The following is a 26,491-nucleotide window of genomic DNA, read 5'->3' on the forward strand; positions in this document are numbered from 1 at the left end:
GCAGCCTCTCATGCCGGTGCGGGGATCACAAGCATGGCGAAGGCGCCGACGACAAAGCCGATCAGCCCGAAAATCGTGGCGTAGTGCAACAGATCGAGCGCGCTGCCGCCACGTTTATAGGCGGTCCAGAGCCCCAGAAGAATGCCCAGACCAAACCCGACCAGATTCAGCATTTTGCCCCCTATCGCAATGTCGTTCAGGTCCGGGGCACCAGCCCCGCGATCTCGTTCAACCGGGCCTCCACGGCATCGGTCCGGCCGAAGCCATAGCGGCCCCATCCGAGACTGTCGAGCCTGACCGCGCGCGCCTCTGACGGGCGACCTGTCAGATCCAGCGCCTCTGCCCGGATCATCAGAAGCGTCGCCAGAAGGCTGGCGTTTTCGGCCTGCGTGGCGGCGGGCAGGGCCGCGCCGGTCAGTTCAAGCGCCCGCTCCGCCTGCCCCGAGGACAGCGCGAAGGCGGCCAACTGCATGTTCACATGGGCCATGTGAATGCCGCCCGGCGCGATCTGCCGGTAGATCTGCCCGGCGGCCAGAAAGGACGCAAGCGACAGATCCTGATCCCGCGTGAGGCTCAACCGGCCAAGCGCGAAATAGGAGAAGGCAAGCCGGTTGTCCTGCCACCCCTGCGACCGGGCGATCGCCACTGCCTGCCGGGCGGCGGCGATGCGGCGCGGGTCGTTGGTGCTGCCGCGCCCAAGCGCGGTTTCGATGGCGTCGATCCAGGCCCGTGGGCTGGCCCCCGACGGGCCGAGGCCACCGCCATTGCCCTGAGGGTTCAGCCGGGCAAGGATGCCGGGCAGGGCCGCGGCCGCCTCGGCCCTTGTCATGCCCGATCTCAGGGCGGGGTCGTTGTAGGCCCGCAGGACAAGCATATCGAACCCGGTCAGCACGGCGTTGAAATTGTCGTCGTTGAAGACGCTGTCGGACAGGCGATAGAGATCGTTGAGCGGCCCGATGGCCTGACTCACCTCCTCGTGCAGGCAGTCGCGGATCTCCTGGGGCGGTACGTCGGACGGGATGAACACCGCGATCTGCTGTCGGGTTTCCAGCGTGGTCCAGTCCAGATCACGGCCATTGCGCATGCGCCGGAAGTCGTTCCAGCTTGATACGCGGGGCACGACGAAGCAGGCGGCTTGCGGCACCACGCGCTGCATCCGGCTGCGCGGCAGGGTTTCGATGACGATCGAGGCCGGGCCGCTGTCACGCGATACCCGCGAGATGTCGATCCGCGCCTCGCGGCGGAGCCGGGCCAGCAGCCGGTCCAGATCCGCGGAGAGAGAGGCCGGCGCGCCCGGGACCACGGCCACCGTGATCGGCCCCTCGAACCGGCTGAGCCGGGTGATTTCGCGCCCGCTTTCCATCTGAAAGCTGAGATCGAGGATGTCGCGTGCAATCGCCGCGTTGGACCGCTCCGGCGCGGGGGCGCTACGCAGGGCAAACTGCGCCATCGGCGGCAATGTGGCGGGCAGCGCGGCATCGCGACGTTCGGGAATTTCCATCCGCGGTAGGGCGGTGCAGGCGGACAGGGCCATGAGGCCGGCAAGCAACGTAAGGCGCAGCACCATCAACTCCGGCTATACTTCATGAAATCGGTGGCTATGGCGACGCGGTCATAAAGGGCGCGCGCCGCGGTATTGTCGGTTTGGGTCAGCCAGTAGACCGCGCCCCGCCCGGCGACATCGGCGTCGGCGTAGACCGTTTCGATCAGGGCGCGCGCTACGCCCTTGCCCCGGGCGGCGGGCGTCGTGAAAAGATCCTGCAGATAGGTCACCGGCGCCACCTTCCAGCCATGGGCGTGAACGATCACATGGACAAGGCCGACCGCGTCACCGCCCTGCCATGCAATCCAGCCAAGCATATCGTTCCGGGCCGGATCGGTATAGCGCGCAAATGTCAGCTCGTAGATCTCGTCGGGCAGGTCGGTTTCATAGAAGGCGAGGTAGTCGCGCCAGAGCGAGCGCCAGGCGGACCTGTCGCCGGGTGCGAGCGGGCGGATGGAAATCTCAGATGTCACTGGAACTCCTGCCTTGTCCAGTCCGGTATTGGCACTCGTCGCTAGGGAGAAAATGTGGCACAAATTTGATCCTTTGCCAAAAACCAGTTTGTTTTCAGGCGGTCAGTATCTTTTCTGGCGCGGTCGACGGAGGGGTAGAGATCGACGTCGCATCGGCTGTTGACATCGCACACGTCGTATAGCGTGGCGATCATGACTGGCATGATGCCTGTCGCCCACGCCGTGCCCGGTCGGGATCGGGTCGGCCAGGGTCTGCAGCACTATCGCTGTCCGCGCGCCATGAAGGCCAGCCGCTCGAACAGCGCCACATCCTGTTCGTTCTTCAACAGCGCGCCGTGCAGTTTCGGCAGCGCGCTGGCCCCGTCCCGGCGCAGATCCTCCGGCGAGAGGTCTTCGGCCAGAAGCAGCTTCAGCCAATCCAGAACCTCGGAAGTGGAGGGTTTCTTCTTCAGCCCCTGCTGATCGCGGATCTCGTAGAATTGGGTCAGCGCGGTGGTCAGAAGCGCCTGTTTGATGCCGGGATGGTGCACCTCGACGATCCGTTTCATCACCTCCATCTCCGGAAAGCGGATGTAGTGGAAGAAACAGCGGCGCAGAAACGCATCCGGCAGTTCCTTTTCGTTGTTCGACGTGATGATCACGATGGGCCGGTGGCGGGCCTCGATCGTTTCGCCGGTCTCGTAGACGAAGAATTCCATCCGGTCGAGTTCCTGCAACAGGTCATTGGGAAACTCGATATCGGCCTTGTCGATCTCATCGATCAGCAGCACAACCCGCTCCTCTGCCTCGAAGGCCTGCCAGAGCTTGCCGCGTTTGATGTAATTGGCCACATCGTTCACGCGCTCGTCGCCCAACTGGCTGTCGCGCAGTCGGCTGACCGCGTCGTATTCATAAAGGCCCTGCTGCGCGCGGGTGGTCGATTTGATGTGCCATTCGATGATCGGCAGACCAAGCGCGCCGGCCACCTGACGGGCCAGTTCGGTCTTGCCCGTGCCGGGTTCGCCCTTGACCAGAAGGGGCCGTTCCAATGTCACGGCGGCGTTGACGGCGACCGTCAGATCCTCGGTTGCCACATAATCGTCCGTGCCGCTGAATCTCATGCTACCCCCTTGGGAAAATGGCGCTTCACGGCAATCTGAGCGGCTGCCGCCTTGCTTTGGCCATAGCGGCACATTAGGGACGTGACAAGCAAGTGGCATTCAGATAATCGAAGCGCGGGAGTGGCCGGATGGGCGCAAAACCAGACATGGAAAACCGTTCCGGCCCCGATAAGGGGAGTGACATGAAAGTCGAAGTCTTTCTGCCTGAAGACTATCGTCCTGCGGAGGACGAGCCGTTTATGAACGAACGTCAGGTCGAGTATTTCCGCCGCAAGCTGATTTCCTGGAAAGAAGACCTTCTGGCTGGCAGCCGGGACACCGTTGCCGGCCTGCAGGATGGAACGCGGAACATTCCCGATGTTGCGGATCGGGCCTCCGAAGAGACCGATCGCGCGCTGGAATTGCGGACCCGTGACCGGCAGCGCAAGCTGATTGCCAAGATCGATGCGGCGCTGCGCCGGATCGAAGAGGGTGAATACGGATATTGCGAAGATACCGGCGAGCCGATCTCGCTGAAACGTCTCGACGCGCGGCCGATCGCAACGCTGAGCCTTGAGGCGCAGGAACGTCACGAGCGGCGCGAAAAGGTCCACCGCGACGATTGATCCAAGCCCCTGGGGCGACAGAACCGATTAGGAAGGGGCATCCATGACGGGTGCCCTTTCTTCATTGAGCGGTGCGACCAGATAGGGAGTAAGATGCTGATCGGACGCGAGATTACGGTACTGGGTGGCGGCATCGCGGGGCTGGCTGCGGCCACGGCCCTTGCGCAGCGGGGCGCGCGGGTGCGTGTGCTGGAACAAAGCGACCGGATTGCCGAACTGGGGGCCGGTCTGCAGATCAGCCCCAATGGCGCGGTGGTTCTGCGCGCCCTTGGTCTGGGCGCGGCGCTGGCCGAGGCGGCGCCCCTGGCGCGCGCCGTGCGGCTGTGCGATTTCCGGCGCGGCGCGGAGGTTTTCCGGCTGCCCCTCAGCCGTGGCGACCGGCCCTATCACCTGATGCACCGTGCCGATCTGATCGGGATATTGCGGCGCGGCGCGGTCGAGGCTGGCGTGACCGTCGAGCTTGGCCGTGCGGTCCGCGAGCTGCGCGACGGGGCAGGGGGCATCGCACTTCATTTTGCAACCGGGGAGACCGAAACCGTCGCCTGTCTGGTCGCCGCCGACGGTCTGCATTCGCCGACGCGCGCCGCGCTCAACCCCAGCACCCGTCCGTTTTTCACCGGGCAGGTCGCCTGGCGCTGCACGATCCCGCTGGAAGATGCCGCCGCTCCGGCGGAGGCGCAGGTTTTCATGGGGCCGGGCCGGCATTTGGTGCGTTATCCGCTGCGCCACGGGGCCCTCATGAATGTTGTCGCGGTCGAGGAACGCGATGGCTGGGCCGCCGAAGGCTGGAACCACCGGGACGATCCGCAAAATCTTCGCCGGGCCTTCCGCGATTTCGCCCCCGGCATCCGGCAGATGCTGGACGGGGCGGAGGAGGTGTTCCTGTGGGGACTGTTCCGCCATCCGCTGGCCAAGCACTGGCACAACGGCCACGCGGTGCTTCTGGGCGATGCGGCGCATCCGACGCTGCCCTTTCTGGCACAGGGCGCCAACATGGCGCTGGAGGATGCGTGGGTTCTGGCTGACAGCCTCGCGGCGGAGGCGGATCAGGCCACCGGCTTTGCCCGCTACACCGCGCGGCGACGCGCGCGCTGCGCCCGGATCGTCGATGCCGCCTCGCGCAATGCCGAAAACTACCATCTTCGCCCCGGCCCCTACCGGTTTGCCGCACACAGCGCCCTGCGCCTGGCCAGCCGGTTTGCGCCGCAGATCGCCGCCAATCAGTTCGAATGGCTTTACGGCCATGACGTCACGCGCGGCTGAGCGCCGCCCGCTCGGCCCGGCCCGGCCCGGCTCAGTCGTCCAGCGAATAGGCGGGCAGACGCTGAAACGCCTCGCGCAGCGCCTCGCCCCAGCTGGATGAGATCATCTCGAAAAACGGGTCATCCTTCTCGATCCGCTGCACGCGCCCATTGCGGAAACTGTCGGCCTCGTAAAGATGCAGATCCAGCGGCGGCCCGACCGACAGGTTCGCCTTGATCGTGCTGTCGAAACTGACCATCAGCAGTTTCACCGCATCCTCGAAAGTCATCGCCGGATCATAGGCGCGCACCAGAATCGGCTTGCCGTATTTCGCCTCACCGATCTGGAAAAACGGCGTGTCCTCGCTGGCCTCGACGAAATTGCCTTCGGGATAGATCATGAAAAGCCGGGGGTCGCTGCCGCGGATCTGCCCGCCCAGTATCAGCGTGGCGGAAAACGGGCTGTCCGCCTCCTGCCCGGTTTCCCCGGCCTGGTCGGCGATCACCTCCCGCAGGGTGGCGCCCACCAGACGTGCCACCTGAAACATCGAGGGCGCTTCGAGAATCGATGGCGCGCCGCGTTCGTCGGCAGGCTTGGCCCGTTCGTTCAGCAGGCTGATCAAAGCCTGCGTCGTGGCCAGATTGCCCGCTGTCATCAGTGTGACAGAGCGTTCCCCCACGGTCTCCCATGTGAACATCTTCTTGAAAATGCTGATATTATCGACACCGGCATTGGTCCGCGTGTCCGACATCATAACCAGCCCACGGTTGAGCCGCAGCCCCACGCAATAGGTCATACCCGTCTTGTCCCTTCGCCGCAGACGCCCGATCGCGCCGCTACTGCTGCTGTACCTGTATATCGACCATCATCGCCTCGCCAGCGTTACCAAAGCGTAACCCGGAAATGGGGGCCGCCTCGGTATAGTCCAGCCCGGTGGCGACGCGGACATAGCGCGGGTCGGGGGAAATGCCGTTCGAGATGTCGAAGCCCACCCAGCCAAGGGGGGGGATATGCACCTCGGCCCAGGCGTGGCTGGCATCCTGATGCACCCGGTCGTCCATCATCAGATAGCCCGAGACATAGCGCGCGGGGTATCCCATGGTGCGCGCGGCGGCGATGAAGATATGGGCGTGATCCTGACAAACGCCCGAGCCGATCTCGATCGCGTCCTCGGCGGTGGTTTCCGCGCCGGTTGTGCCGGTCCTGTAGGCCACGGCTTCAATGATGCGGGTCGAAAGTGCGTGCAGGCGTGGGATATCGTCCTCGATCTCGTCTTTCAGCCCCCGCGCAAGGCGGCGCACATTCGGACCCGCGCGGGTCAGATCAGTGGGTCGCTGAAACAGCCAGACCGGCGCGAAACCGCCATGCTTGCCGATCACGCCGGCCTCGTCACTGGTTTCCACCTCACCGGCGCAATGCACGACGATCGAGGTCGCCTGAGGATCGAAGGAGATCAGCGAGACCTGATTTTGATGGTGGTCGATGAAGGAGGTCTGCGCGCTGCCGCCTTCGATCTCCATCTGCCAGTTCAGCACCTGTTGTCCGGCGCTGCTTTTCGGCACCAGGCGCAACTGTTGCAGCCCGTAGGACACGGGCGTGTCGAAATGGTAGGTGGTCGTGTGAAGAACCTTCAGCCGCATGTCGTCACCCCTGAAACCTGTAATCACGGTCGATCTGTGCGCCCAGTTGTCCCAGATCGGCCAGGAAATCGACGATGAATTCGTGAAGACCTTCCTCGAAGACATGTTCGATCGTGGTCTGGTTCAGACGCCCCGACAGGGCCTCCACCAGATCGTGGCAGTGATGGCGGTGATCGTATTCGCGTTCCAGATAGCTCAGATTGGTTGCGATCTTGCCCACCGAAAACCTCAGACTGCGCGGCATCCGCCCGTCGAAGAGCAGGAAATCGGCAATTCCGATCGGGCTCGATTCCCCGCCGCTGATCCAGCGATAGGCACGCTGGCCCGCGACCGAGCGCAGGATCGTTTCCCATTGCACATTGTCCAGGCTCGACCCGATCTGGCTGATCGACGGCAGCAGGACATAGTATTTCACATCCAGAATCCGCGCCGTGTTGTCGGCCCGTTCCAGATAGGTGCCGATCCGGCAGAAATCAAACACGTCGTTTCGCAGCATCGTGCCATGCAGCGCGCCGCGCACCAGCGCTGATTGCTGGCGGATCATGGCCAGAGAACCCGGCAGGTTGCGCGGCGCCACCGGGCGGGCCAGCGCCTGTTTCAGGATCATGTAGGTGTCGTTCACCGCCTCCCATACCTCGCGGGTTATCGCGGTGCGGACCAGCCGCGCATTCTGCCGCGCCGCCGCGATGGCCGACATGACGGAGGAGGGGTTGCTCGTGTCGCGCAGCAGGAAATCGATCACCCTTGCCGCGTCCAGCTCGTCATGGCGCGACCGGTAGAGATCGGCAACGCCCGCGGTTTGCAGCACGCTCGCCCATTCGTCATCGGCCCCGTCGGGCCGCGTCAGGGCGATCCGAAACCCGGCATCGATCAGCCTTGCGGTGTTTTCGGACCTTTCCAGATAGCGAAACATCCAGAACAGGCCACCTGCGGTTTTGCCCAGCATCGCGCCTATTCCTCCAGAACCCAAGTGTCTTTGGTCCCGCCGCCCTGGCTTGAATTTACCACCAGCGAGCCCTTTTTCAGCGCCACGCGGGTTAGCCCGCCGGGCGTGATGTTGATCCGGTCGGGCGAGACGAGGACGAAGGGCCGCAAATCCACGTGGCGCGGCGCCAGCCCCTTCTGTGTCAGGATCGGCACGGTCGACAGCGCCAGCGTGGGCTGGGCGATGTAATTGCCCGGTTTCGATTCCAGCTTGGCGCGGAAGGTGGCCAGTTCCTTCTTCGACGCGGCGGGGCCCACCAGCATGCCGTATCCGCCAGACCCGTGGACCTCCTTCACAACCAGATCGGACAGGTTGTCGAGGACATAGGCCAGCGCGTCCGGCTCCGAACAGCGCCAGGTGGGGACGTTTTTCAGGATCGCCTTTTCGCCGGTATAAAACTCCACGATATCGGGCATATAACTGTAAATGGCCTTGTCATCGGCAATGCCGGTGCCCGGTGCGTTGGCGATGGTGATGCCGCCCGCGCGGTACACGTCCATGATCCCGGGCACGCCCAGCATCGAGTCCGGATTGAAATTCAGCGGGTCCAGGAAATCATCGTCCACCCGGCGATAGAGCACGTCGATCGGTTGATAGCCCCGCGTGGTCCGCATCGCGATGCGCCCGTCGATCACGCGCAGATCGCTGCCCTCCACAAGCTGGACGCCCATGTGATCGGCCAGAAAGGCGTGTTCGAAATAGGCGGAATTGTGAATGCCCGGGGTCAGAACGGCGACAGTGCAGCCCCCGTTCGCCGCCGGCGGGGCGCAGGCGGCCAGCGACCGGCGCAACTGCACCGGGTAATCCTTCACCTCGCGCACCTTGATCCGGCTGAAAAGCTCCGGGAACATCTGAAGCATCGTCTCCCGGTTTTCCAGCATGTAGGACACGCCCGAAGGTGTGCGCGCATTGTCTTCCAGAACGTAGAACTCGTCTTCATCCGTGCGCACCAGATCGACGCCCACGATATGGGTGTAGACGTTTCCGGGCGGCGGCATGCCGATCATCTGCGGCAGGAAGGCTTCGTTGCGGGAAATCAGTTCGGCAGGCACCCGGCCCGCGCGCAGAATTTCCTGCCGGTGATAGATATCGTAAAGAAACGCGTTGATCGCGCGCACGCGCTGTTCGATGCCCTTTGTCAGCCGGGCCCATTCGCGGCCCGATATGATCCGGGGCACGATGTCGAAGGGGATCAGCCGCTCATCGGCCTCGTCCTGTCCATAGACGTTGAACGTGATGCCGGTCCGGCGAAAAAAGCGCTCCGCCTCGATCGATTTCTTGCGCAACTCGCGCAGATCTTCCGACCGGAACCACGCTTCATAGGGTTGGTAGGGGCGGCGCGCGCCGTCCGTGTTACCGGTCATTTCATCAAAAAAAGTTGGTCTTTTTGTCATGCTTACAACCTATAGGGTTAAGGAATGACTGCAACCAATTGGCGAAAGCTTGGGCGTTGGCCCCTTGTTTTCGAAGTATTTTCAAGCGTTTGCCTAAATTTTAGGCGTCAGGGAGGCTCTCCAGCCAGATCGTGACCGGCCCGTCATTGGTCAGGCTGACGGCCATATCCGCGCCGAACGCGCCGGTTTCCACCGGGATGCCGAACCCGGAAAGCGCTCTGGCGAAATCCAGATACAGCCGTTCGCCCTCTGCCGGCGCTGCGGCTCCGGAAAAGCCGGGCCGGTTGCCGCGCGATGTGTCCGCGGCCAGAGTGAACTGGCTGATCACCAGCGCGCTGCCGGCGCAATCCGAAAGGCTGCGGTTCATCTTGCCGGCGTCATCCCGGAAAATCCGCAGCTTGGCGGTCTTGGCCGCCAGCTGCCGGGCCTGATGTTCCGTGTCGCCCTCCATCGCACAGACCAGTACCAGCAGCCCCGGCCCGGTCCGTCCGATCACGCGGCCATCGACAGACACACTGGCCTCGCTCACCCGCTGGATCAGCGCTCTCACGCAAGATCCTCCCGGCGGGGCGGATTGGCGCCCGCCCGGCTGACGGTCACGGCCGCAGCGGCGGTTCCAAGCCGCAGCGCGGCTTCCAGAACGCCCGGCTCCAGGCCTTCGGCGATGGTGGATTTGTCCAGCCGGCCCGCGTCCGCCAGCCCGGCGAGAAACCCCGCATTGAACGTGTCACCTGCGCCGACGGTGTCGACCACCTCGACGACCGGCGCGGGCACGTGCAGCTTCTCATCCGCCCAATAGGCGGTCACCCCGTCCTTGCCTTCGGTGATCAGCACCAGCTCGGGACCTTTCGCCAGAATCCCGGCGGCAAGCTCGGGGATCTGGCCGTTGCCTTCCAGCCATTTCAGGTCTTCGTCGGACAGCTTGACCACGTCGGCCACCGCCAGCATCGCGGCCAGACGGGCGCGATAACGAGCCGGATCAGCAATGAACTCTGGACGGATATTGGGGTCGATCATGATCACCCGTTGTTCTGGCTCGCGGAGGCACAGGGCCTCATAGGCCGTTGCGCAGGGCTCCACTGCAAGGCTGATCCCCCCAAAGAACAGGGCCTCCACATCGTCCAGATCTGCGGGAAGATCCGCCTCCGCAAGCATCCGTCCTGCGGTGTTTTCATCGTAGAACGCATACTCAGCCTGCCCGTCGGTCAGGGTCACGAAGGCCAGTGTGGTGGGACGGGCGGATCGTGCCGCCAGTTCGAAGCCGACGCCATTCAGGCGCAGGACATCCTCAAGCCGCTGGCCGAACAGGTCGGTCGAAAGCCCGGTGAACAGCCCCGTTTTCACATCCAGTCGCGCCAGTGCCAGGGCGGTGTTGAACACCGCGCCGCCGGGGTAGGGCGCAAATCCCGCCGCGCCGTCTTCGGTCTTGCGGGGCAGCATGTCGATCAACGCTTCGCCACAACACAGGATCATCCACGCCTCCTTCACTCCGCCACCTGATGTGACTAGCCGCGATACGCGCGTTAGACCAGCCGGATTTGACCCATCTCAAAGCGCGACCACCCCGTTAGCTGGATACTTTCACATGCAAGAAATCTGATCTGAAAAGGAGGTTTTCATGGTCGAGAAATCCCACACAAGCGGCTTCTGGCCCTCGCTATACGACCCGTTCCGCAGCATGGGCGCCCGTGTCGCCGACTGGTTCGCACCCGCGTCCGAGGCGGCGACGAACGAGAGCGCCTACAAGATTGTCATGGAACTGCCCGGCGTCGACGACAAGGATATTGATCTGACCGTGGCCGAAGGTGTGGTGACGGTGAAAGGCGAGAAAAAATCAAGCCGTGAAGAGAGTGGCGACACCTGGTATTTCAGTGAACGGGAATACGGGGCATTTTCGCGCAGTTTTCGCCTGCCGCCCGATGCGGATCCGAACCAGGTGGCGGCCGATCTGAAAGACGGCGTGCTGACGATCACGGTGTCGAAGAAGGCCCCGGCCCGCGATGAGACCGCGAAATCGGTGCCGATCAAGCGCGGTTGAACCGGGCGGAACGCCAGCGCAATACATCCTTGTGCGGCATGGTAAGGCATGACTCCGAGGCTCGCACTCTCTTCCGGCAGAAGACGGGGATCGCCTTGGCGACGGATGCCCGACCGTGCCGCCAATCTATCCGTAAACGGAGTAGAGATAGCCCCCGATCGCGGCAAGGATCAGCGCGCCCAGAACGGCGAAGGCGATTTTCCAGGCGGAATAAGGACGTTCGCCCTGCACCTTGCCGGATTGTCCGTTGACGACGAAGCGATAGCTTTTGCCACGGTATTTATACGCGGCCAGCCATACCGGCAGCAGGATATGCTTGAAGGTCACGTCGGAGACGGTGGTGTCCACGGCGTCGATTCTTTGCCGGTCGCCGCCGATATCGCTGCGGATATCCCGCGCGATCTGCGCATCCATGATCTGCCGGGCCTCGACCATGCCGTCCTCCAGATCCACTGTGTAACCTTCGGCCCGGAAGCCCGCCAGATATTCCGGCGTGTAGGGGTCGAGCGCGGTCAGATCCCAGGGGGCCAGACGGTCGGTATACCTTTTGGGCAGCGACCGGGAGGCCAGCACAAGTACGTCGTCGAAAAATCGCGCAACGCGGCCCGAGACGCGCCGCCAGCGGACCTTGGGCACCTGCTTGACGTTGCCCTTGCTGTCGCGCCGGGTCTCGTAATAGACCGTGCCGCGCTGGCCCCGATAGGCGCTGCGGGTGTCCGCATCGAAGGTCCAGTAAGGTGTGTAGATCCCGTCCAACTTGCGGCCCTTGCGGGCATAATCCTGCAGGCCGTTCGGCGCGAACCAAAGCCGGCCCAACCATCTGACCATCGCCTCGCGGGCGGCCGCCTCATCCAGCTGGAAGGGCAGAACGGCCTTGGGCTTGATATGGCGATGCGTACCGGTATCGGTGACCACAGGTGTGGCGCAGAACGGGCATTCCTTTGCATGAATTTCCGACGAGAACTCCACCTGCGCGCCGCAATTGGGGCAGGTCAGGACGCGAGTTTCCTCCATCTCCTGGGCCGGCAACTGGTCGCGGATGGCCGAAACGAAATCCAGCTCGCGGATGGCGCTGCCCGCCCATGGGCCGTTGCCTTCGATGTCTCGTTCATTGCCGCAATGATCGCAGACCAGCTTGCCCTGATCGGGGTCGAAACGGAAATCGGACCCGCAGTTGTCGCATGGAAAGCGATGCTCTTCGCCGGGGTTTGAGGACAGGCCGTCTGCCATGAATTCTATGCCTTTGACGAGGGTAGTTCCGAGCGGGGGATGAGACCCGGCATCGTCAGTTTGCAGGCGGGGGCGGCGGTGGCGGCATGACCGTGAAGAGCTGCGCCAGCTCGTCCACCTCATCGGCGGTTTTCCAGCCGTCCTGACCTTGCGTCCAGACATGGGTTTCCCGGGTCAGGCTGCCATCTCCGGCCATGCGGCCCAGATCGGCCCGGGAAAACGGGCCCTTGGTCTGGCCGTTTTCGGCGATGTGCCAGACATGCTCGACCGGCGGGGGCGGCGGGGCGGCGGGCGCGGGGTCGCCCGAGCGCGCCTGCGCGGCGCCCCAGGGCCCGGTCTGAGCCATCTGGTTTGCCATCGCCATACCCATCCCCATGCCCAGGCCTGCCCCCATGCCGCTATCGCCGCCGGGATTTTCGGCTGCCGCGCGCATCGCCTCGGCGGTCTGGAACTGCTGATACTTGGTCAGATCGCCGACCACACCCATCGAGGTGCGCTTGTCCAGCGCCTGTTCCACCGCCTGCGGCAGGGAGATATTCTCGATGTAGAGCTCGGGCAGCACCAGCCCGTATTGGTCAATGGTTTCCGAGATTTTTGCCGCCAGAAGCCCGCCCATCTCGCCGGCATTGGCCGCCATGTCCAGAACCGGAATACCCGAGCCCGCGACCACACGGGAAAACGCCTGAACGATGATGTTGCGGATCTGGAACGTCACCTCGTCCTTGGTGAACTCGCCATCTGTGCCCACGATCTCGGCCATGAACCGGGCGGCGTCCTTGACCTTGACGGTGTAGGTGCCGAACGCGCGGATGCGGGTCGGCCCGAATTCCGGATCGCGCAGCATGATGGGGTTTTTCGTGCCCCATTTCAGATCGGTGAACCGGTTGGTGGAGACGAAATAGATTTCGGACTTGAAGGGGGATTTGAAGCCGTGATCCCAGTGCTGAAGGCTGGTCATGATCGGCATGTTGTTGGTTTCCAGCATATACAGGCCGGGGGTGAACACATCCGCCAGCTGTCCTTCGTGGATGAACACTGCCGTCTGCCCCTCGCGCACGGTCAGCTTGGCGCCATACTTGATTTCGTGACCGTGGCGTTCGAACCGCCAGACCATGGTGTCGCGGGTGTCATCGGTCCACTCGATGACGTCGATGAACTGGCCGGAGAGGAAATCGAAAATGGGCATGGGTGAAGTCTCCTTTGAACACGAATGTAGGCGGCTCAGCTTTGCCCGCCAAGTAGCTCGCCGGCGATGATCTCCACCACCGGTCGGGCCTCGTCGGGCAACATGCCCGGGCGCAGACGCTCGTCGTAGAGGATTTCCAGCAGCAATTCGTCATGCCGCGTCAGCAGCGCGAATTCCTCGTCATCGTTGAAGATGGAGGGTCGCGCCGTGGGGCTGTCATTCGGTAGTCCAAGACCCTGCGCCACCTCTTCATGGACGCAGGACCGGCGCAGAAGATCGGGGTGTTCGGTGCGGATGATCGCGATCGCGGTTACGTAATTCGGGGTCTCGCCCGCCTCGGAAAACGCATAGACCGAGCAGAAGGTGAAGCGCGGCAGCCGGGTGATCTCGTCTATCGTCTCCTCACCGATGCTCGGTACAAGCTGGCGCAGCAGCGGGCCCGCCGCGCGTTGCTCGTCCCGGTTGAGATAGAGCACGTGGAAATTACCGCCGCTGTTGACCTGACGGATCGGATGCCCCGTGACCCGCGCCAGCCGGGTTGCATAGGTCCCCAGGATCGAGCGGTCGCGATTTCGGTCCGCAGTGGGGACGGAAGCGCCGAAATGGGCCTGCAACCGCACAGGCGCCTGCCAGCGGCGCAGGCGCGACGGCGTCTGCTGCTGAACGAACCGGCCATTGGTTAGCGCGTATTCGTCAAACAGCGCGATGCGCTCGAAATTCGCCACCAGATTGCGCACCGAGATCGGTGTGTCGGGCCCGCCGCCATCGGTGCGCAGCAGGCCATCGGCCACCAGCCTTTGCTGCACGGCGGCGTAGTAACGCGCAAAGGCGAGGCTTTCGGCCGAGGGCTCGGGGATCGGCGCAACCTGCGGGGTCACACGTGGAGCGGGCGCTGCGGGCGGATCCGGCGGCACGACCAGCTCGCACCCGGCGGTGACGAAGGCCACCGCCACCAGCCCGGCCCAGATCCGACCCTTGCCCTGCATCATGTTTTCGTTCCCCTACGCGCCAGGCCGGTCAGCTGGCCGGGTTCACGGACCCGCCCACATTGGCTCCGGTCCCGTCGCCGCGGGCGCTGGCGGATGCCAGCGTGTCGCGCAACTCCGCCTCCATCTTCTGCATCTCGATCTCGGCGGCGGCGCGGCGCGCCTTGCCTTCATCGGCGATGGCCAGGCTTTCCTCGATCGTGGCGATCAGTTCGGCATTGGCCTGTTTTACCGCTTCGATGTCGAAGACGCCGCGCTCCATCTCCTCGCGCACCATGCGGTTGCTTTCGCGCAGGTTGGCGGCGTTGGAGGTCAGCAATTCGTTGGTCAGGTCATTGGCCTCCCGCACCGCCTTGGCGGCCTCGGTCGAGCGCTGGATCGTCACCGCCTGCGCGAGCTGGGTTTCCCAAAGCGGCACGGTGTTAACGAGGGTGGAGTTGATCTTGGTCACCAGCGATTTGTCGTTTTCCTGCACCAGCCGGATCGAGGGGAGCGATTGCATCGTGACCTGGCGGGTCAGCTTGAGGTCATGCACCCGGCGTTCCAGATCGTCGCGCGCGGCGCGCAGATCGCGCAGTTCCTGGGCCTTCATCACCTGATCGTTTTCAGGCGCGGCCTGCATCTCGGCCTCCTTCGCGGGAATATCCGTCTCGTCGAGGGTTTTCAGCTTCTCCTCGCCGGCGGCGATGTAAAGCGCCAGTTCGTCGTAGAAATTCAGCGTCTTGTCATAGAGCTGGTCGAGCGACTTGATGTCCTTCATCAGCGTGTGTTCATGGGCCAGAAGCTCGTCGGTGATCTTGTCGATCTGGCTTTGCACATCTTCGTATTTCGCCATGAAATCATGGAATGGCTTGGCCTTGCCGAACAGGCGCTCCCACCAGCTCTGCTTGCGGTTGGGGTCCAGCTCGTCCACCGAAAACCCACGGATCGTGCCCACGATTTCGCGCAATGAGTTGCCCGCGGGGCCCACGTCCTTGTTTTTCACGCCTTGCAGCATGGCCTGCGAAATGACCTGCAGCTCCGCCTGCGCGTTGGAGCCGAAACTGACGATGGAGTTGGTGTCCGCCATGTCGATCTCGGCCATCCGGCTGCGGATTTCCTGCGCCGTGGGCGGCTCCGCCTCGGCCAGCGGCACCAGTTCGGTCGAGGGATCGGGCAACACAATCGCGTTGATCTCATCCACCATTTTCGCGGCGGCTTCGGCTTGCTGCCGGACAGTTTCAGTCATGTCGTGTTTCCTCGCTCGTGATATGCAGATTGTCTCGGTTCAGCCGGTCCCGCAAGACCTCGATCTCCACATCCAGATCGCTGCGATCGTCGATCAGCATCCGTTGGGTGCGGGTTGAAAAATTGCGTTCGAGATCGTCCAGAAGCCGCACATAGTCGGCACGGACCTCCGGGTCGCGGCCCCGGCCGTAAAGATCGGCGAATTTCACCGTCGCGTCGCGCGCGCCCTGCAAGTAAACGCCGAGATACTTGCGCGCACCGGTCAGATCGCGGGGGTCCTGTTCGATGGTGCGGAACATCTGGCGCACGGTATGCTGAAAACCCTCCACCCGCGCCTCCAGCTGCCTGTCCCGCGCGCGCTTGATGGCGTCTTTCATCCCGTCAAGCAGGGTTTCGGCCTCTTCGACCTTGCGGGCCACACGCTCGGTCTGGAAATTGTCCACACCCTCCAGCCCCTTGTCCTTCATCGGATCGGGCTGGAACACGAACAGATGCAGCGCACCGGCAACGGCACCCGCGATCGCGGCCGTAAGCGGGTTCCACTGTCCGCCAAACACCAGCAACCCGACACCCGCCGCCGTGAGAACGGAGGCGAATATCTTGCGCGGGATCGCCGGGCGCCGCGCGACCTTGCGTTCGTTATAGGCATCCTCGGCGCGGATCCCGTCGCGCAGCAACCAGGCCGCAAGCAGCAACACCGCGGCGCCGGCCAGATCCGTGGCCATGGCCACTGTCGACTGGAAGAATGCGGTGAAGAAGACGGCGAGCGGCGCGATGAACAGAAGGTTGATCTTGGCTCCGTGCCGGGCGGGCGCGCGGCCCTTGAAACTCGCCTCCAGCGGGCGTGCCGGGGTTGCTGTGACCGTTTCGCGGGTATCCCGCCGGCCTTCGGGGCTGAACTCTCCGCCGTACCGTTTGGCCATTTACAGCACTCCGAACCCGCCGAAAACGGACATCATGATGATCACGAGAAGCGCTGCAAAAGCGACGCCGCGTAGGGTGTTGGAGGTCATTTCAGCTCCGGTTCGTTTCAGCCACTAGAATAGGCAGTCTCGCATGCAAAAACCAGACATCGCAGGGTTTTTGCCCGAATTGATCCGGGCGTCGCCTGCCTGTCGCTCAGAAATCCGGCGAATTGGGGCGACGCAAGGGGGAAAGCATCGGCGATTTTCCCCCTCAGCTCTGTTTGAAAAGCCGGTCCTGGGCCGCCTTGTCCCGGGTTTCGCCGCGTTTTTCCGCGGCGACCGCCCGGCCGGCCCGGACCGCCGGGCGCGCCGCGATCCGATCCAGCCAGCGGGCCAAATGCGGTTTGTCGTCCAGCGTCTGCTGCTGGCCTTCCCAGAGGCTTGCCCAGGGCCAGATCGCCATGTCGGCGATGGAGTAGAAGTCTCCCGCGACAAACTCGTTTTCGGCCAGTTGGGTATCCAGCACCCGGTAAAGCCGCCCGGTTTCGCGGCGATATCGGTCCTTCGCATAGGGAAGGTCCTGCGGCGGGTCCATATTGGGCGCGTATTTCAGGAAATGATGCGCTTGCCCCGCCATCGGCCCGACCCCGCCCATCTGCCACATCAGCCATTGATCGACGGTGATCCGGTCACGTTCCGTCGGGCCGCCGAACTGCCCGGTCTTGCGCGCGAGATATTGCAGGATCGCCCCGGATTCGAAGATCGAGATCGGCCGACCGTCGGGGCCGTCGGCATCGGTGATCGCGGGCATTCGGTTGTTGGGTGCGATTTTCAGGAAATCGGGGTCGAACTGATCGCCGGCACCGATATCGACCAGATGAACGGTATAGGGCAGCCCCATCTCCTCAAGCGCGATGGTGATTTTCCAGCCATTGGGCGTGGGCCAGTAATACAGATCGATCATCGCGGCGGTCTCCGGGTGGCTCGGGCGCAGCATCGGGCAGATCCGGGGGCGGGGCAAGTGGGCTCAGGATCGGGCGGCGCCCGTGAACAGGTTACGAAAATTCGCGAATTCGGCTATCTTTGTAACCTTTTTCGGCGCCGGTCGGGCCGGAAGCGCCGCGCCGAGCCGATCGAAAAGCGCGGCATGGGCGGGGTCGAAGACAGCGCGGTAAAGCGGGAAGAGACCGGGCCGCAGATATCCCGACCAATGGCAGATGCGCGTCGCAGGAGGCCGGATCGGGTAGCCGAGCCGGGCCAGCGCCATCCGATGCGCGGGCGCGTCGATGGCCAGATCGATCCAGCGCGGATGCGGGTGCCCCAGACCCGCCGACAGGGGCCGGTCGCGCCAGCGGGGCGCGGGCAGGAGGGCTCGGAAGAGCAGGTCGAAGAGCGCGTTTTCGCCGCTGGTGACATTCAGCACCCGGGTGCTGCGGCCGGCCAGCGCGCGGGCGGCCGTGCCCCGATACTCCGCGCCCGACAGAAGGATCATCCGGGCCACGTCATGGGCCTCCAGATCGTCGAGAGCCGCCAGCGCCACCCGTGCGCCGAGCGAGTGGGCGATGATGTTGACCTGCAGATCGGGCCGCGTGTCGCGCAGGGTCCGAATGGTTTGGGCCAGCGCATGCCCCGCGACAACGGCGCGCGCCGCAACCTCGCGCAGCGGCCCGGTCGCGGGCCAGCCAAAGCCGATGCCCAACCCCGCGCCGGGCCGGTCCAGATGCAGATGCCGGGGCCAGCTGATCGCCTTCCAGCAGGCGCTCTGCGGGGCGGGCGACAGGATATGGCGGTGCGGGTCGGCGGGCCCGGACAGCGGGCAGAACCGGTAGCCGTGAACCATCACCGTCGCCGTCGCGCCGGTCGACAGCGCGTCCAACGCCTCGCGCAGCCGCTCCGGCGCGTCGATCTGGCTGGACCTGGCTGTGACGGGCAAAACCGGCATCGCATGAACCCCACAAGCTATGGGGTGTGGATAAGTTCTTTCCGCAACATTTAGGTGACGGCTGCGCAAAATCCCTGTGACGCGGTCATGACGCAGCGATGACGCGGCCGTTTTTGCCGCTTGACCCGCAGACGGCAGCGGCCTAATCCCTTCCGCGTGGCGATTTGTTTACCGGATTGCGGGCCACGTAAAACACTCCGCTAAAGAGGTCGTAGGTGCTTTGATATATGCGCGCCCCGGCCACCCCAGGTCCGGGGTTTTTTTGTGCCCGGACGCGCATGGAGATGAAACGATGAAGGACACCACCGCCAGACCCTGGAAGCCGCGCACCCGCGCCGTGCATGCGGGCACGAGACGCAGCCAGTACGGCGAGGTCAGCGAGGCGCTGTTCCTGACCCAGGGCTTTGTCTACGACACCGCCGAACAGGCCGAGGCCCGGTTCATCGAGGCGGGCGAGGATGAGTTCATCTATGCGCGCTACGGCAACCCGACGGTGCGAATGTTCGAAGACCGGATCGCCGCGCTGGAAGGCACCGAAGATGCCTTTGCCACCGCGTCCGGGATGGCGGCGGTCAATGGCGCGCTGACCTCCATGCTGCGCGCGGGCGACCATGTGGTAAGCGCCAAGGCGCTGTTCGGCTCCTGCCTGTACATCCTTGAAGAGGTGCTGGCGCGTTTCGGGGTTGAGGTGACATTCGTCGATGGCACCGATCTGGACCAGTGGAAAGCTGCCATCCGGCCGGACACCAGGGCGGTTTTCTTCGAGTCGATCTCGAACCCGGTGCTGGAGGTGATCGACATTGCCGCCGTGGCCAAGCTGGCCCATGCGGCGGGCGCGCTGGTGATCGTGGACAACGTTTTCGCGACCCCGGTGTTTCAGGACACGATCGGGCTTGGCGCCGATGTGGTGGTCTATTCCGCCACCAAGCATATCGACGGGCAGGGCCGGGTTCTGGGCGGTGTCATCTGTGGTAGCCGGGCGTTTATCCGGGACACGGTGGAGCCCTATCTGAAGCACACCGGTGGGTCGATGTCGCCTTTCAACGCCTGGGTGCTGCTGAAATCGCTGGAAACGGTCGATCTGAGATGCCGGGCGCAGGCTGCGACCGCGCTGACGCTGGCCCGGGGGCTTGAAGGGGCCTCGGGCCTGCGCCGGGTGGTCTATCCGGGCCTGCCCAGCCATCCGCAGCACGCGCTGGCGATGCGGCAGATGGAGCTGGGCGGAACGGTTCTGGCGCTGGAGGTGCAGGGCGGGCGCGACGCTGCCTTCCGCATGCTGAACGCCCTGGAAATCATCACCATTTCGAACAATCTGGGCGACGCGAAATCGATCATCACCCATCCCGCCACCACGACCCATCAGCGGCTGAGCGACGATCAGCGCGCCGCGCTCGGCATCGGCGACGGGGTGTTGCGCCTGAGTGTCGGGCTGGAGGATGCGGATGATCTTCTGGCGGATCTGCGCCAGGCCTTGGCGGCGGCCAGATGACGGTGGATCTGACCATTCGCGATATGCTGCCCGGAGAGGCCGATGCGCTCGGGGAGATCTATCACGACGCCGTGCGGAACGGGGCGATTGCGCTCTATTCCGCCGAGCAGGTGGCCGCATGGTCGCCCGCGCCGCCGACGGATGCGGGTTGGGCCACGCGGCTGGCCGACGCCGACACGATTGTCGCCGAACGTGATGGTGCGCCTGTAGGTTTCATGACGCGCAGGGGCGGCTACATCGATCTGGCCTTCGTTGCCGCCGCCGCCATGGGGCAGGGGGTGGGCGATGCGCTTTATCTGGTGGCCGAGACCCGCGCGCGCGCCGACGGCCACGGGTGCATGACGACCGAGGCGAGCGCATTGGCCCGCCGGTTGTTCGAGCGTCATGGATGGCGGGTCAAGGAGCGCGAGGAGATCCTCCGCTACGAAGTTATGATCCACCGCTACCGGATGGAAAAGCGGCTCGACCTGCCGGCGGAGGCGTCCCTTTGAAACCGTTCCTGATCATCCAGTTGCGGCCGGAAGACGAGGCGGCGGACGAGGAATATGCAGCACTTCTGGCCCGCTCGGGCCTGACCGCCGCGGAAACCCGACGCATCCGCCTCGATCAGCAGGCATTGCCCGCGCTGAGCCTTGAGGCGTATTCCGGCGTGATCGTCGGGGGCGGACCCGGATGCGTGAGCGACGCGCCTGAGGACAAGGACCCGCTGGAGGCGCGGATCGAGGCCGATATCCTGTCGCTGATGCCCGAGATAACGCGGCGCGACATGCCTTATATGGGCTGTTGCTATGGGCTTGGCATTCTGGCCAAGCATCTTGGCGGCGAGGTCAGCAAGGCGCGCTATGGCGAACCCATCGGCGCCGTGGAATGCCGATTGACCGAGAATGGCGCGGCCGATCCGCTCATGGCCGGATTGCCCCGCGATTTCAAGGCTTTCGTCGGCCATAAGGAAGCCGTTCAGGCGCTGCCGCCCGGCGCGGTGCATCTGGCGAGATCCGACCTTTGCCCGTATCAGATGATCCGCGCGGGCAAAAATCTCTATGCCACGCAGTTCCACCCCGAGGCCGACAGCGCCAGCTTTGTGATGCGGATAGATATCTACAGGCATCGCGGCTATTTCGCGCCCGAAGAGGCCGACGCGCTGAAGGCCAATGTGCAGGCCGAAGAGGTGACCGTGCCCGAACGCATGCTGCGCGCCTTCGTGGGCCGCTACCGGGGCTGATCGGCACCGGGGCGGCGTCGCAATCTGCCCGGAATGTGATCTGCGCGGTCTGCACTTGCGTATAAACAAGGCAGGTCAGGGATTTGAATGCGCGGGCATTTGCCCCATATTCGAAAGCTCGGAGAAGGAAGAGGAGGGGTTGCCCGTGAATTTGCATGTGACACCGACGGCGGAAACCCCAAGCACGGAAGAGGCCGCAAGGGCGCTGACCCTGTTGAAAGCCTGGGCGGAGAGTGCAGGTGCGGGCGCGATCGACGCGCTGGATCCGGCGGCGGTCGGGTTGCTGACCGCCGTGGCGTACCCGGAATTTGCCCGTGACTACCCGGCCGATTTCGCGGTGGATCCGGGCTACAAGGCAACGCTGCCCGACCTGCAGAACGGGCCGGCCTCCCTGATCCGGGGGGCAAACCGGCAGATTCAGCATGTGGGCATCTCCAATTTCCGGCTGCCGATCCGCTATCAGACCCGTGACAATGGCGACTTGGCCCTGGAAACCTCGGTTACCGGGACCGTAAGCCTGGACGCGGAGAAGAAGGGCATCAACATGTCCCGGATCATGCGGTCTTTCTACCGGCATGCGGACCGGGCCTTCAGCTTCGAGGTGATCGAGGCGGCATTGGAGGATTACAAGACCGATCTGGAAAGCTTCGATGCCCGCATCCAGATGCGGCTGAGCTTTCCGATGCGGGTGGAGAGCCTGCGTTCGGGCCTGAGCGGGTACCAGTATTACGATATCGCGCTGGAACTGGTCGAGCAGGGCGGTGTGCGCAAGAAGATCGTCCATCTGGATTACGTCTATTCCTCCACCTGTCCCTGTTCGCTGGAACTGAGCGAGCATGCGCGCGCGACACGGGCGCAACTCGCCACGCCCCATTCGCAGCGATCCGTCGCCCGGCTGTCGGTGGAGGTGAACAACGAGGCTGGGTGCCTGTGGTTCGAGGATCTGGTGGAAATGGCCCGCGCCGCCGTGCCTACGGAAACTCAGGTGATGGTGAAACGCGAAGACGAACAGGCGTTCGCTGAGCTGAACGCCGCCAATCCCATTTTCGTGGAAGATGCCGCGCGTCTGTTTGCCGAGCAGATGCAGGCCGACCCGCGCATCGGCGATTTCCGTGTCGTGGCCAGCCATCAGGAAAGCCTGCACAGCCATGATGCGGTCAGCGTTCTGACGGAGGGGGAGACGTTCGCCGCCGACAGCCTGGACCCGAAACTTTTCGCCACGCTGTTCCACGTGGGCTGAGCCAGTCGGGTCGGGGCGGGCGCGTTTTTTTCGCGCGCGCTACGGCGCGGATGGCGAACCGGCGGTCACTTTGACGCGCGCGGGAACCGCCCCCGGCTCAGAACCCGCGCCGGCCAAAGCCGACTGGATCCGCGTTCATCCCGAGATCGGAATCGGTAAGCCCCGTTCGGCGGGTGCCGCGCCCATTGCCGACCGGATCGGCGAAGGCGCCGGTATCCCGGTCGGTAACGCCGCTTCGCACCTGGGTGAACCCGCCGCCGCCACGGCCGAAGCCGCCCGGATCGGTAATCGGGCCGTTATCGGCATCGGTGATCCCGGTGCGGTTGCTGCGCAGGCCGCCGCGCCCGCGCCCGCCCGGATCGGTGATCGGACCGTTATCGGAATCCGTGACCCCGCCGCCAACCGTGGTGGGGGTCGCAACGCAGCCGCTGAGCCCGAGGCCAATGGTGCCCAGACCCATGCCGCTCAGCAACCGCCGCCTGTTCAACCCGCGGGATGTCTTGATACTGCTGTCGGCGAGATCGGACTTGCCGGGCGATTTCGGCTTTTCTTCATCACTCATGGCACTGGCCTTTCATCGGCTTTGGAAGCTACGGGAACGCGTATCATCCGGCGGACCGCCCCCCCGAATGGTCGGGGGGCGTGTCGCGGTCACATGGTCAGGCCTGCATCATCCGCGGCCGTTGCCGCCCGGGTCGGAGCAATTGCCGCTATCCGCATCGGTCACGCCGCTGGCCGCATTGCGCGGCACGCCACGACCTGCGGAACCCGGATCGGTCCAGGTGCCATTGTCGCGGTCGGTGTAACCGGCGCGTTGCTGACGGCCGTCGCCGCGCCCGTTTCCGCCCGGGTCGCGCCAGGCGCCATTGTCCTGATCGGTCACGCCGGATCCGTAGGCCCGGCAATAGCCGCGCCCGCGCCCGCCCGGATCGGTGATTGCGCCGTTGTCGTTGTCGGTTCCGGCTTCGGCGCGGCTCGTCCCGACGCCCGCGATCGTCACGCCCAGCGCTGCGGTGCCGGCGCCGCGCAGTATGCCTCGGCGATTGACGGATGTGGAAATCTCGCTGTCAGAAAGGGTTTTTCTGCCGTCTTGCTTGTCGTTCACAATGAATTCCTCTGGCTTGCTCGTGGCCGTCGCGGCTACGGGGGGCTGGGATATGTCGCGGATGTTGGCCGCATGAAAAGAAACCATAATCTGGAGACTTGACGTGAAGTTAACGCGCTTATCCTATCAACTCAATAGAAAGTGGCGTGTTTTCCCTGGCGGTTTGTCAGGCGTCAGCAGGGCCCGGCAGGCTCTATCGCTTGACACCAAAGCGCCGTCGCGCCAACGCTCGGCGCCATGTTTGACCTGCGGCCGGTGGGCTACGTTTTGGGACTTTTGGTATCGGTGCTGGGGGCAACGATGCTGCTGCCTTTGGGTGTCGATCTCTACATGCAGAACGGTCACTGGCAGAGCTTTGCCGAAGCCGCGCTGATCACCATAGTGATCGGCGTGTTCCTGACACTGGCCTGCGCCAACGCGGTGACGCGTGGCCTGACCTTGCAGCAGACCTTCCTGCTAACCACCGGGGTCTGGCTCGTGTTGCCGGTCTTCGGGGCGCTGCCCTTTGTCTTCGGCGCGACCGAGGCGGCCTATGTGGATGCCTTTTTCGAAGCGATGTCGGGGCTGACCACCACGGGCTCGACCGTTCTGACCGGGCTGGATCAGCTGCCCGAGGGCATCCTGCTCTGGCGGGGTCTGCTACAGTGGTTCGGTGGCATCGGCATCATCGTCGTGGCGATGGTGTTCCTGCCTGAGTTGCGGGTCGGCGGTATGCAGATCTTCCGCTCCGAAGGGTTCGACACCTTCGGAAAGATCCTTCCGCGCGCCACCGAAATCGCCAGCCGGATCTGGGTGATCTACTTGACCCTGACACTATGCTGCGCGGCGGCCTATGCAACACTCGGCATGGATGTCTTCGACGCGATCGTGCACGCCATGACGACTGTCGCCACAGGCGGATTTGCCAATTCCGATGCATCTTTCGGCGCGTTCGGGCCGGGAGTGGAATACGCCGCCGTGGTCTTCATGCTGCTCGCGGCCCTGCCGTTCGTGCGGTATGTTCAGCTGGTGGCGGGCTCGGCCCGGCCGCTCTGGATCGACAGCCAGATCCGGGCGTTCTTCCTGACCGTTCTTGCGCTTGTCTCGGTCATGACGCTCTGGCTGGTTCTCGGCGACGCGGCGGGCGGGGAGTTTGCCCTGCGCAAGGCGCTGTTCAACACGGTCTCGATCGTCACCGGCACCGGGTACGCCAGCGCCGACTACATGCAATGGGGGGCTTTCGCGGTCGTGGTCTTCTTCTTTGCGGGGCTGATCGGGGGCTGCGCCGGATCGACCTCATGCTCGATCAAGGTGTTCCGCTACCAGCTTCTGATGGCGTCAATCTCCACCCAGGTGAAACGGCTCTACGCGCCCCATGGCATTTTCGAGCCACGCTATCAGGGCCGCCCGGTGGCGGAGGACGTGCTGAACTCGGTCATGGCGTTTTTCGTTCTGTTCTTCGTCACCCTTGGGGTGGTCGCCGTCTTGCTGGGGCTGACCGGGCTTGATTTCATCACCGCCGTGTCCGGTGCGGCAACCGCACTGGGCAATATCGGCCCGGGGCTTGGCCCGGTGATCGGGCCCGCGGGCACATTCGCGGAACTGAACGACACGGCGAAATGGATCTTGTCGGCGGCCATGCTGATCGGCCGTCTGGAACTGATGGCGGTTTTTGTTCTGTTCACCGCGGCGTTCTGGCGGACGTAAGGGGCGCGCGCGCCCGCCCGGCGATGGCGCGTCCGGCCGCCGCGCCCGACGCCCAGGCCCATTGGAAATTGTAGCCGCCCAGCCAGCCGGTGACATCCATCACCTCGCCGATCAGGTAGAGCCCCGGAACCCGTTGCGATTCCATGGCTTTGGAACTGACCTGATCGGTCGCCACCCCGCCGAGCGTCACCTCCGCGGTGCGGTAGCCTTCCGACGATGTCGGGGTCAGCTCCCATGCGGTCAGAGCATCGGCCAAGCCGCGAAGCGCGGTGTCGGACAGATCGGCAAGATTGCCCGACAGGCCAAGTTCGGCGGCCAGATGCCGGGCAAGTTTGCGGGGCAGGATCTCCGCCAGATGGGTCCCGATCGCCTTGCCCCCCTCCGCCATGCGTCGGTCGCGCAGCCAGCCGAAGATATCCTGATCCGGGCGAAGATGAACGGAAAGCCGGTCTCCCTCCCGCCAATAGGACGAGATTTGCAGGATGGCCGGCCCGGACAGGCCGCGATGGGTGAACAGCATCGCCTCCTCGAAGCTGGCTCCGTTGCAGGTGATCCGCGTGTCCACAGCGGTGCCGGACAATGCCGCGAAACCGGCCTTGATCTCTTCATTGAACGTGAGTGGGACGAGGGCGGGGCGCGTGTCGGTCAGCCGGTGGCCGAATTGCTCCGCGATCTGATAGCCAAGCGCGCTGGCGCCCATTTTCGGGATCGATTTCCCGCCCGTCGCCACCACTAGATTGCGTGCGATAACCGTGACCGGCCTGCCCTCGCGGATCAGGCGGATGGCGAACTCCGTGCCATCATGGCGGATATCCTCGACCGAACTGTTCAGCCACAGATCGGCGGGCTGCATCTCGGCCAGCAGCATCTGGATGATGTCCTTGGCGGAGCGGTCGCAGAACAGCTGCCCCAAGGTTTTCTCGTGCCACGGAATCCGGTGCCGGGCGAGCAGATCCAGAAAATCCCACTGCGTATACCGGCTGAGCGCGGATTTCGCGAAATGGGGGTTTTCGGAAAGGAAGTTCTCAGGCGCCGTGCCCAGATTGGTGAAGTTGCAGCGCCCGCCACCGGAGATGCGGATCTTCTCTCCCGGCGCCTTGGCATGGTCGATCACGAGCGTGTCCGGCCCGGCATGGGCCGCGCACATCAGGCCCGCCGCACCGGCACCCAGAATCAGGGTCGTGACGCGATGACCGGTCATGCCGGGATCGGCATCCGCTGCCACGACCGGATACCGGTAGAGGCGGCGTTCG

The 26,491-nt window shown here is 64.2% G+C and carries 28 protein-coding genes and 1 riboswitch; of the genes, 8 read left to right on the forward strand and 20 right to left on the reverse strand.

The annotated features are described in order from the left end of the window. Positions 1–8: 8 nt before the first annotated feature. The 4 genes from D9R08_RS19085 to D9R08_RS06075 all read right to left on the reverse strand — a co-directional run bounded on the left by D9R08_RS19085 (position 9) and on the right by D9R08_RS06075 (position 3,116). Entirely contained in the window at positions 9–173 is a 165-nt protein-coding gene (locus D9R08_RS19085) for a hypothetical protein (RefSeq protein WP_158598937.1), read from the reverse strand. A 23-nt stretch (positions 174–196) separates the two neighbouring features. Beyond that, a complete protein-coding gene (locus D9R08_RS06065; RefSeq protein WP_407690598.1) occupies positions 197–1,561 on the reverse strand; it encodes a DUF2927 domain-containing protein in 1,365 nt (454 codons plus the stop codon). Positions 1,562–1,566: 5 nt separating this feature from the next. Then, entirely contained in the window at positions 1,567–2,016 is a 450-nt protein-coding gene (locus D9R08_RS06070) for a GNAT family N-acetyltransferase (RefSeq protein WP_121897125.1), read from the reverse strand. 260 nt (positions 2,017–2,276) lie between these two features. Then, positions 2,277–3,116: an AAA family ATPase gene (locus D9R08_RS06075; protein WP_121897126.1), complete on the reverse strand. Its 840-nt coding sequence runs from the start codon at positions 3,114–3,116 to the stop codon at positions 2,277–2,279. A 146-nt stretch (positions 3,117–3,262) separates the two neighbouring features. Here D9R08_RS06075 and dksA point away from each other — a divergent pair, with 146 nt between their 5' ends. After that, positions 3,263–3,721, forward strand: a complete 459-nt coding sequence (dksA, locus tag D9R08_RS06080; RefSeq protein WP_121897290.1) for an RNA polymerase-binding protein DksA — start codon at positions 3,263–3,265, stop codon at positions 3,719–3,721. Between the two features lie 93 nt (positions 3,722–3,814). Then, complete coding sequence (locus tag D9R08_RS06085) at positions 3,815–4,984, forward strand: FAD-dependent monooxygenase (RefSeq protein ID WP_121897127.1); 1,170 nt, start codon at positions 3,815–3,817, stop codon at positions 4,982–4,984. A gap of 31 nt (positions 4,985–5,015) precedes the next feature. On the opposite strand, the gene D9R08_RS06090 is transcribed toward D9R08_RS06085, so the two are convergent. The 6 genes from D9R08_RS06090 to D9R08_RS06115 all read right to left on the reverse strand — a co-directional run bounded on the left by D9R08_RS06090 (position 5,016) and on the right by D9R08_RS06115 (position 10,455). After that, a complete protein-coding gene (locus tag D9R08_RS06090; protein ID WP_121897128.1) occupies positions 5,016–5,759 on the reverse strand; it encodes a proteasome-type protease in 744 nt (247 codons plus the stop codon). Positions 5,760–5,799: 40 nt separating this feature from the next. Next, entirely contained in the window at positions 5,800–6,603 is an 804-nt protein-coding gene (locus D9R08_RS06095) for a transglutaminase family protein (RefSeq protein WP_121897129.1), read from the reverse strand. A gap of 4 nt (positions 6,604–6,607) precedes the next feature. Further along, on the reverse strand, positions 6,608–7,549 hold the full coding sequence (locus tag D9R08_RS06100) for an alpha-E domain-containing protein (protein ID WP_121897130.1): 942 nt from the start codon (positions 7,547–7,549) through the stop codon (positions 6,608–6,610). Between the two features lie 5 nt (positions 7,550–7,554). Continuing rightward, complete coding sequence (locus D9R08_RS06105) at positions 7,555–8,982, reverse strand: circularly permuted type 2 ATP-grasp protein (RefSeq protein ID WP_121897131.1); 1,428 nt, start codon at positions 8,980–8,982, stop codon at positions 7,555–7,557. A gap of 100 nt (positions 8,983–9,082) precedes the next feature. Next, positions 9,083–9,532, reverse strand: coding sequence for a D-aminoacyl-tRNA deacylase (gene dtd, locus D9R08_RS06110; protein ID WP_121897132.1), 450 nt, complete (start codon positions 9,530–9,532; stop codon positions 9,083–9,085). Then, positions 9,529–10,455 carry a carbohydrate kinase family protein gene (locus tag D9R08_RS06115; protein ID WP_121897133.1) on the reverse strand — a complete coding sequence of 309 codons (927 nt, stop codon included), beginning with the start codon at positions 10,453–10,455 and terminating at the stop codon, positions 9,529–9,531. The genes dtd and D9R08_RS06115 overlap by 4 nt, the downstream gene beginning before the upstream one ends. A gap of 145 nt (positions 10,456–10,600) precedes the next feature. Between D9R08_RS06115 and D9R08_RS06120 the strand changes: the two genes are divergently transcribed. Further along, positions 10,601–11,020: an Hsp20/alpha crystallin family protein gene (locus tag D9R08_RS06120; protein WP_121897134.1), complete on the forward strand. Its 420-nt coding sequence runs from the start codon at positions 10,601–10,603 to the stop codon at positions 11,018–11,020. A 126-nt stretch (positions 11,021–11,146) separates the two neighbouring features. Here D9R08_RS06120 and D9R08_RS06125 read toward each other — a convergent pair whose 3' ends face one another. The 7 genes from D9R08_RS06125 to D9R08_RS06155 form a co-directional block, all read right to left on the reverse strand. After that, a complete protein-coding gene (locus D9R08_RS06125) occupies positions 11,147–12,250 on the reverse strand; it encodes a TFIIB-type zinc finger domain-containing protein (protein ID WP_121897135.1) in 1,104 nt (367 codons plus the stop codon). Between the two features lie 55 nt (positions 12,251–12,305). Next, positions 12,306–13,436, reverse strand: a complete 1,131-nt coding sequence (locus D9R08_RS06130) for an SPFH domain-containing protein (RefSeq protein ID WP_121897136.1) — start codon at positions 13,434–13,436, stop codon at positions 12,306–12,308. 35 nt (positions 13,437–13,471) lie between these two features. Further along, positions 13,472–14,422, reverse strand: a complete 951-nt coding sequence (locus D9R08_RS06135; protein ID WP_121897291.1) for a DUF2927 domain-containing protein — start codon at positions 14,420–14,422, stop codon at positions 13,472–13,474. 31 nt (positions 14,423–14,453) lie between these two features. Further along, positions 14,454–15,650: a toxic anion resistance protein gene (locus D9R08_RS06140; RefSeq protein ID WP_121897137.1), complete on the reverse strand. Its 1,197-nt coding sequence runs from the start codon at positions 15,648–15,650 to the stop codon at positions 14,454–14,456. Beyond that, the gene (locus tag D9R08_RS06145; RefSeq protein WP_121897138.1) at positions 15,643–16,572 is read right to left on the reverse strand and encodes a 5-bromo-4-chloroindolyl phosphate hydrolysis family protein; all 930 of its coding nucleotides are present in this window, start codon (positions 16,570–16,572) and stop codon (positions 15,643–15,645) included. Before D9R08_RS06145 ends, D9R08_RS06140 begins: the two co-directional genes overlap by 8 nt. Positions 16,573–16,825: 253 nt before the next feature. Next, entirely contained in the window at positions 16,826–17,518 is a 693-nt protein-coding gene (locus D9R08_RS06150; protein WP_121897292.1) for a glutathione S-transferase N-terminal domain-containing protein, read from the reverse strand. Between the two features lie 63 nt (positions 17,519–17,581). Beyond that, the gene (locus D9R08_RS06155) at positions 17,582–18,496 is read right to left on the reverse strand and encodes an alpha/beta hydrolase (RefSeq protein WP_121897139.1); all 915 of its coding nucleotides are present in this window, start codon (positions 18,494–18,496) and stop codon (positions 17,582–17,584) included. A 146-nt stretch (positions 18,497–18,642) separates the two neighbouring features. Beyond that, a riboswitch (SAM riboswitch) is annotated at positions 18,643–18,721 on the forward strand. Positions 18,722–18,788: 67 nt separating this feature from the next. On the opposite strand from D9R08_RS06155, the gene metZ reads away from it, so the two are divergent. The 4 genes from metZ to folE2 all read left to right on the forward strand — a co-directional run bounded on the left by metZ (position 18,789) and on the right by folE2 (position 22,447). Then, a complete protein-coding gene (gene metZ / locus D9R08_RS06160; protein WP_121897293.1) occupies positions 18,789–19,985 on the forward strand; it encodes an O-succinylhomoserine sulfhydrylase in 1,197 nt (398 codons plus the stop codon). Next, positions 19,982–20,476: a GNAT family N-acetyltransferase gene (locus tag D9R08_RS06165; RefSeq protein WP_121897140.1), complete on the forward strand. Its 495-nt coding sequence runs from the start codon at positions 19,982–19,984 to the stop codon at positions 20,474–20,476. Before metZ ends, D9R08_RS06165 begins: the two co-directional genes overlap by 4 nt. Then, positions 20,473–21,207 carry a glutamine amidotransferase gene (locus D9R08_RS06170; RefSeq protein ID WP_121897141.1) on the forward strand — a complete coding sequence of 245 codons (735 nt, stop codon included), beginning with the start codon at positions 20,473–20,475 and terminating at the stop codon, positions 21,205–21,207. Before D9R08_RS06165 ends, D9R08_RS06170 begins: the two co-directional genes overlap by 4 nt. A gap of 145 nt (positions 21,208–21,352) precedes the next feature. After that, positions 21,353–22,447: a GTP cyclohydrolase FolE2 gene (gene folE2, locus D9R08_RS06175; RefSeq protein WP_121897294.1), complete on the forward strand. Its 1,095-nt coding sequence runs from the start codon at positions 21,353–21,355 to the stop codon at positions 22,445–22,447. A gap of 97 nt (positions 22,448–22,544) precedes the next feature. On the opposite strand, the gene D9R08_RS06180 is transcribed toward folE2, so the two are convergent. Both D9R08_RS06180 and D9R08_RS06185 read right to left on the reverse strand, forming a co-directional pair. Next, positions 22,545–23,009 carry a hypothetical protein gene (locus D9R08_RS06180; RefSeq protein ID WP_121897142.1) on the reverse strand — a complete coding sequence of 155 codons (465 nt, stop codon included), beginning with the start codon at positions 23,007–23,009 and terminating at the stop codon, positions 22,545–22,547. A 108-nt stretch (positions 23,010–23,117) separates the two neighbouring features. Beyond that, positions 23,118–23,552: a hypothetical protein gene (locus D9R08_RS06185; protein WP_147450622.1), complete on the reverse strand. Its 435-nt coding sequence runs from the start codon at positions 23,550–23,552 to the stop codon at positions 23,118–23,120. A 237-nt stretch (positions 23,553–23,789) separates the two neighbouring features. On the opposite strand from D9R08_RS06185, the gene D9R08_RS06190 reads away from it, so the two are divergent. Further along, a complete protein-coding gene (locus tag D9R08_RS06190; protein ID WP_121897144.1) occupies positions 23,790–25,238 on the forward strand; it encodes a TrkH family potassium uptake protein in 1,449 nt (482 codons plus the stop codon). Here the strand turns inward: D9R08_RS06190 and D9R08_RS06195 are convergent. Further along, on the reverse strand, positions 25,213–26,439 hold the full coding sequence (locus D9R08_RS06195; protein WP_121897295.1) for a BaiN/RdsA family NAD(P)/FAD-dependent oxidoreductase: 1,227 nt from the start codon (positions 26,437–26,439) through the stop codon (positions 25,213–25,215). The two genes, D9R08_RS06190 and D9R08_RS06195, sit on opposite strands and share 26 nt — an antisense overlap. Positions 26,440–26,491 lie beyond the last annotated feature (52 nt).

The sequence above is a fragment of the Rhodophyticola porphyridii genome (assembly GCF_003688285.1).
Taxonomy (GTDB): Bacteria; Pseudomonadota; Alphaproteobacteria; order Rhodobacterales; family Rhodobacteraceae; genus Rhodophyticola; species Rhodophyticola porphyridii.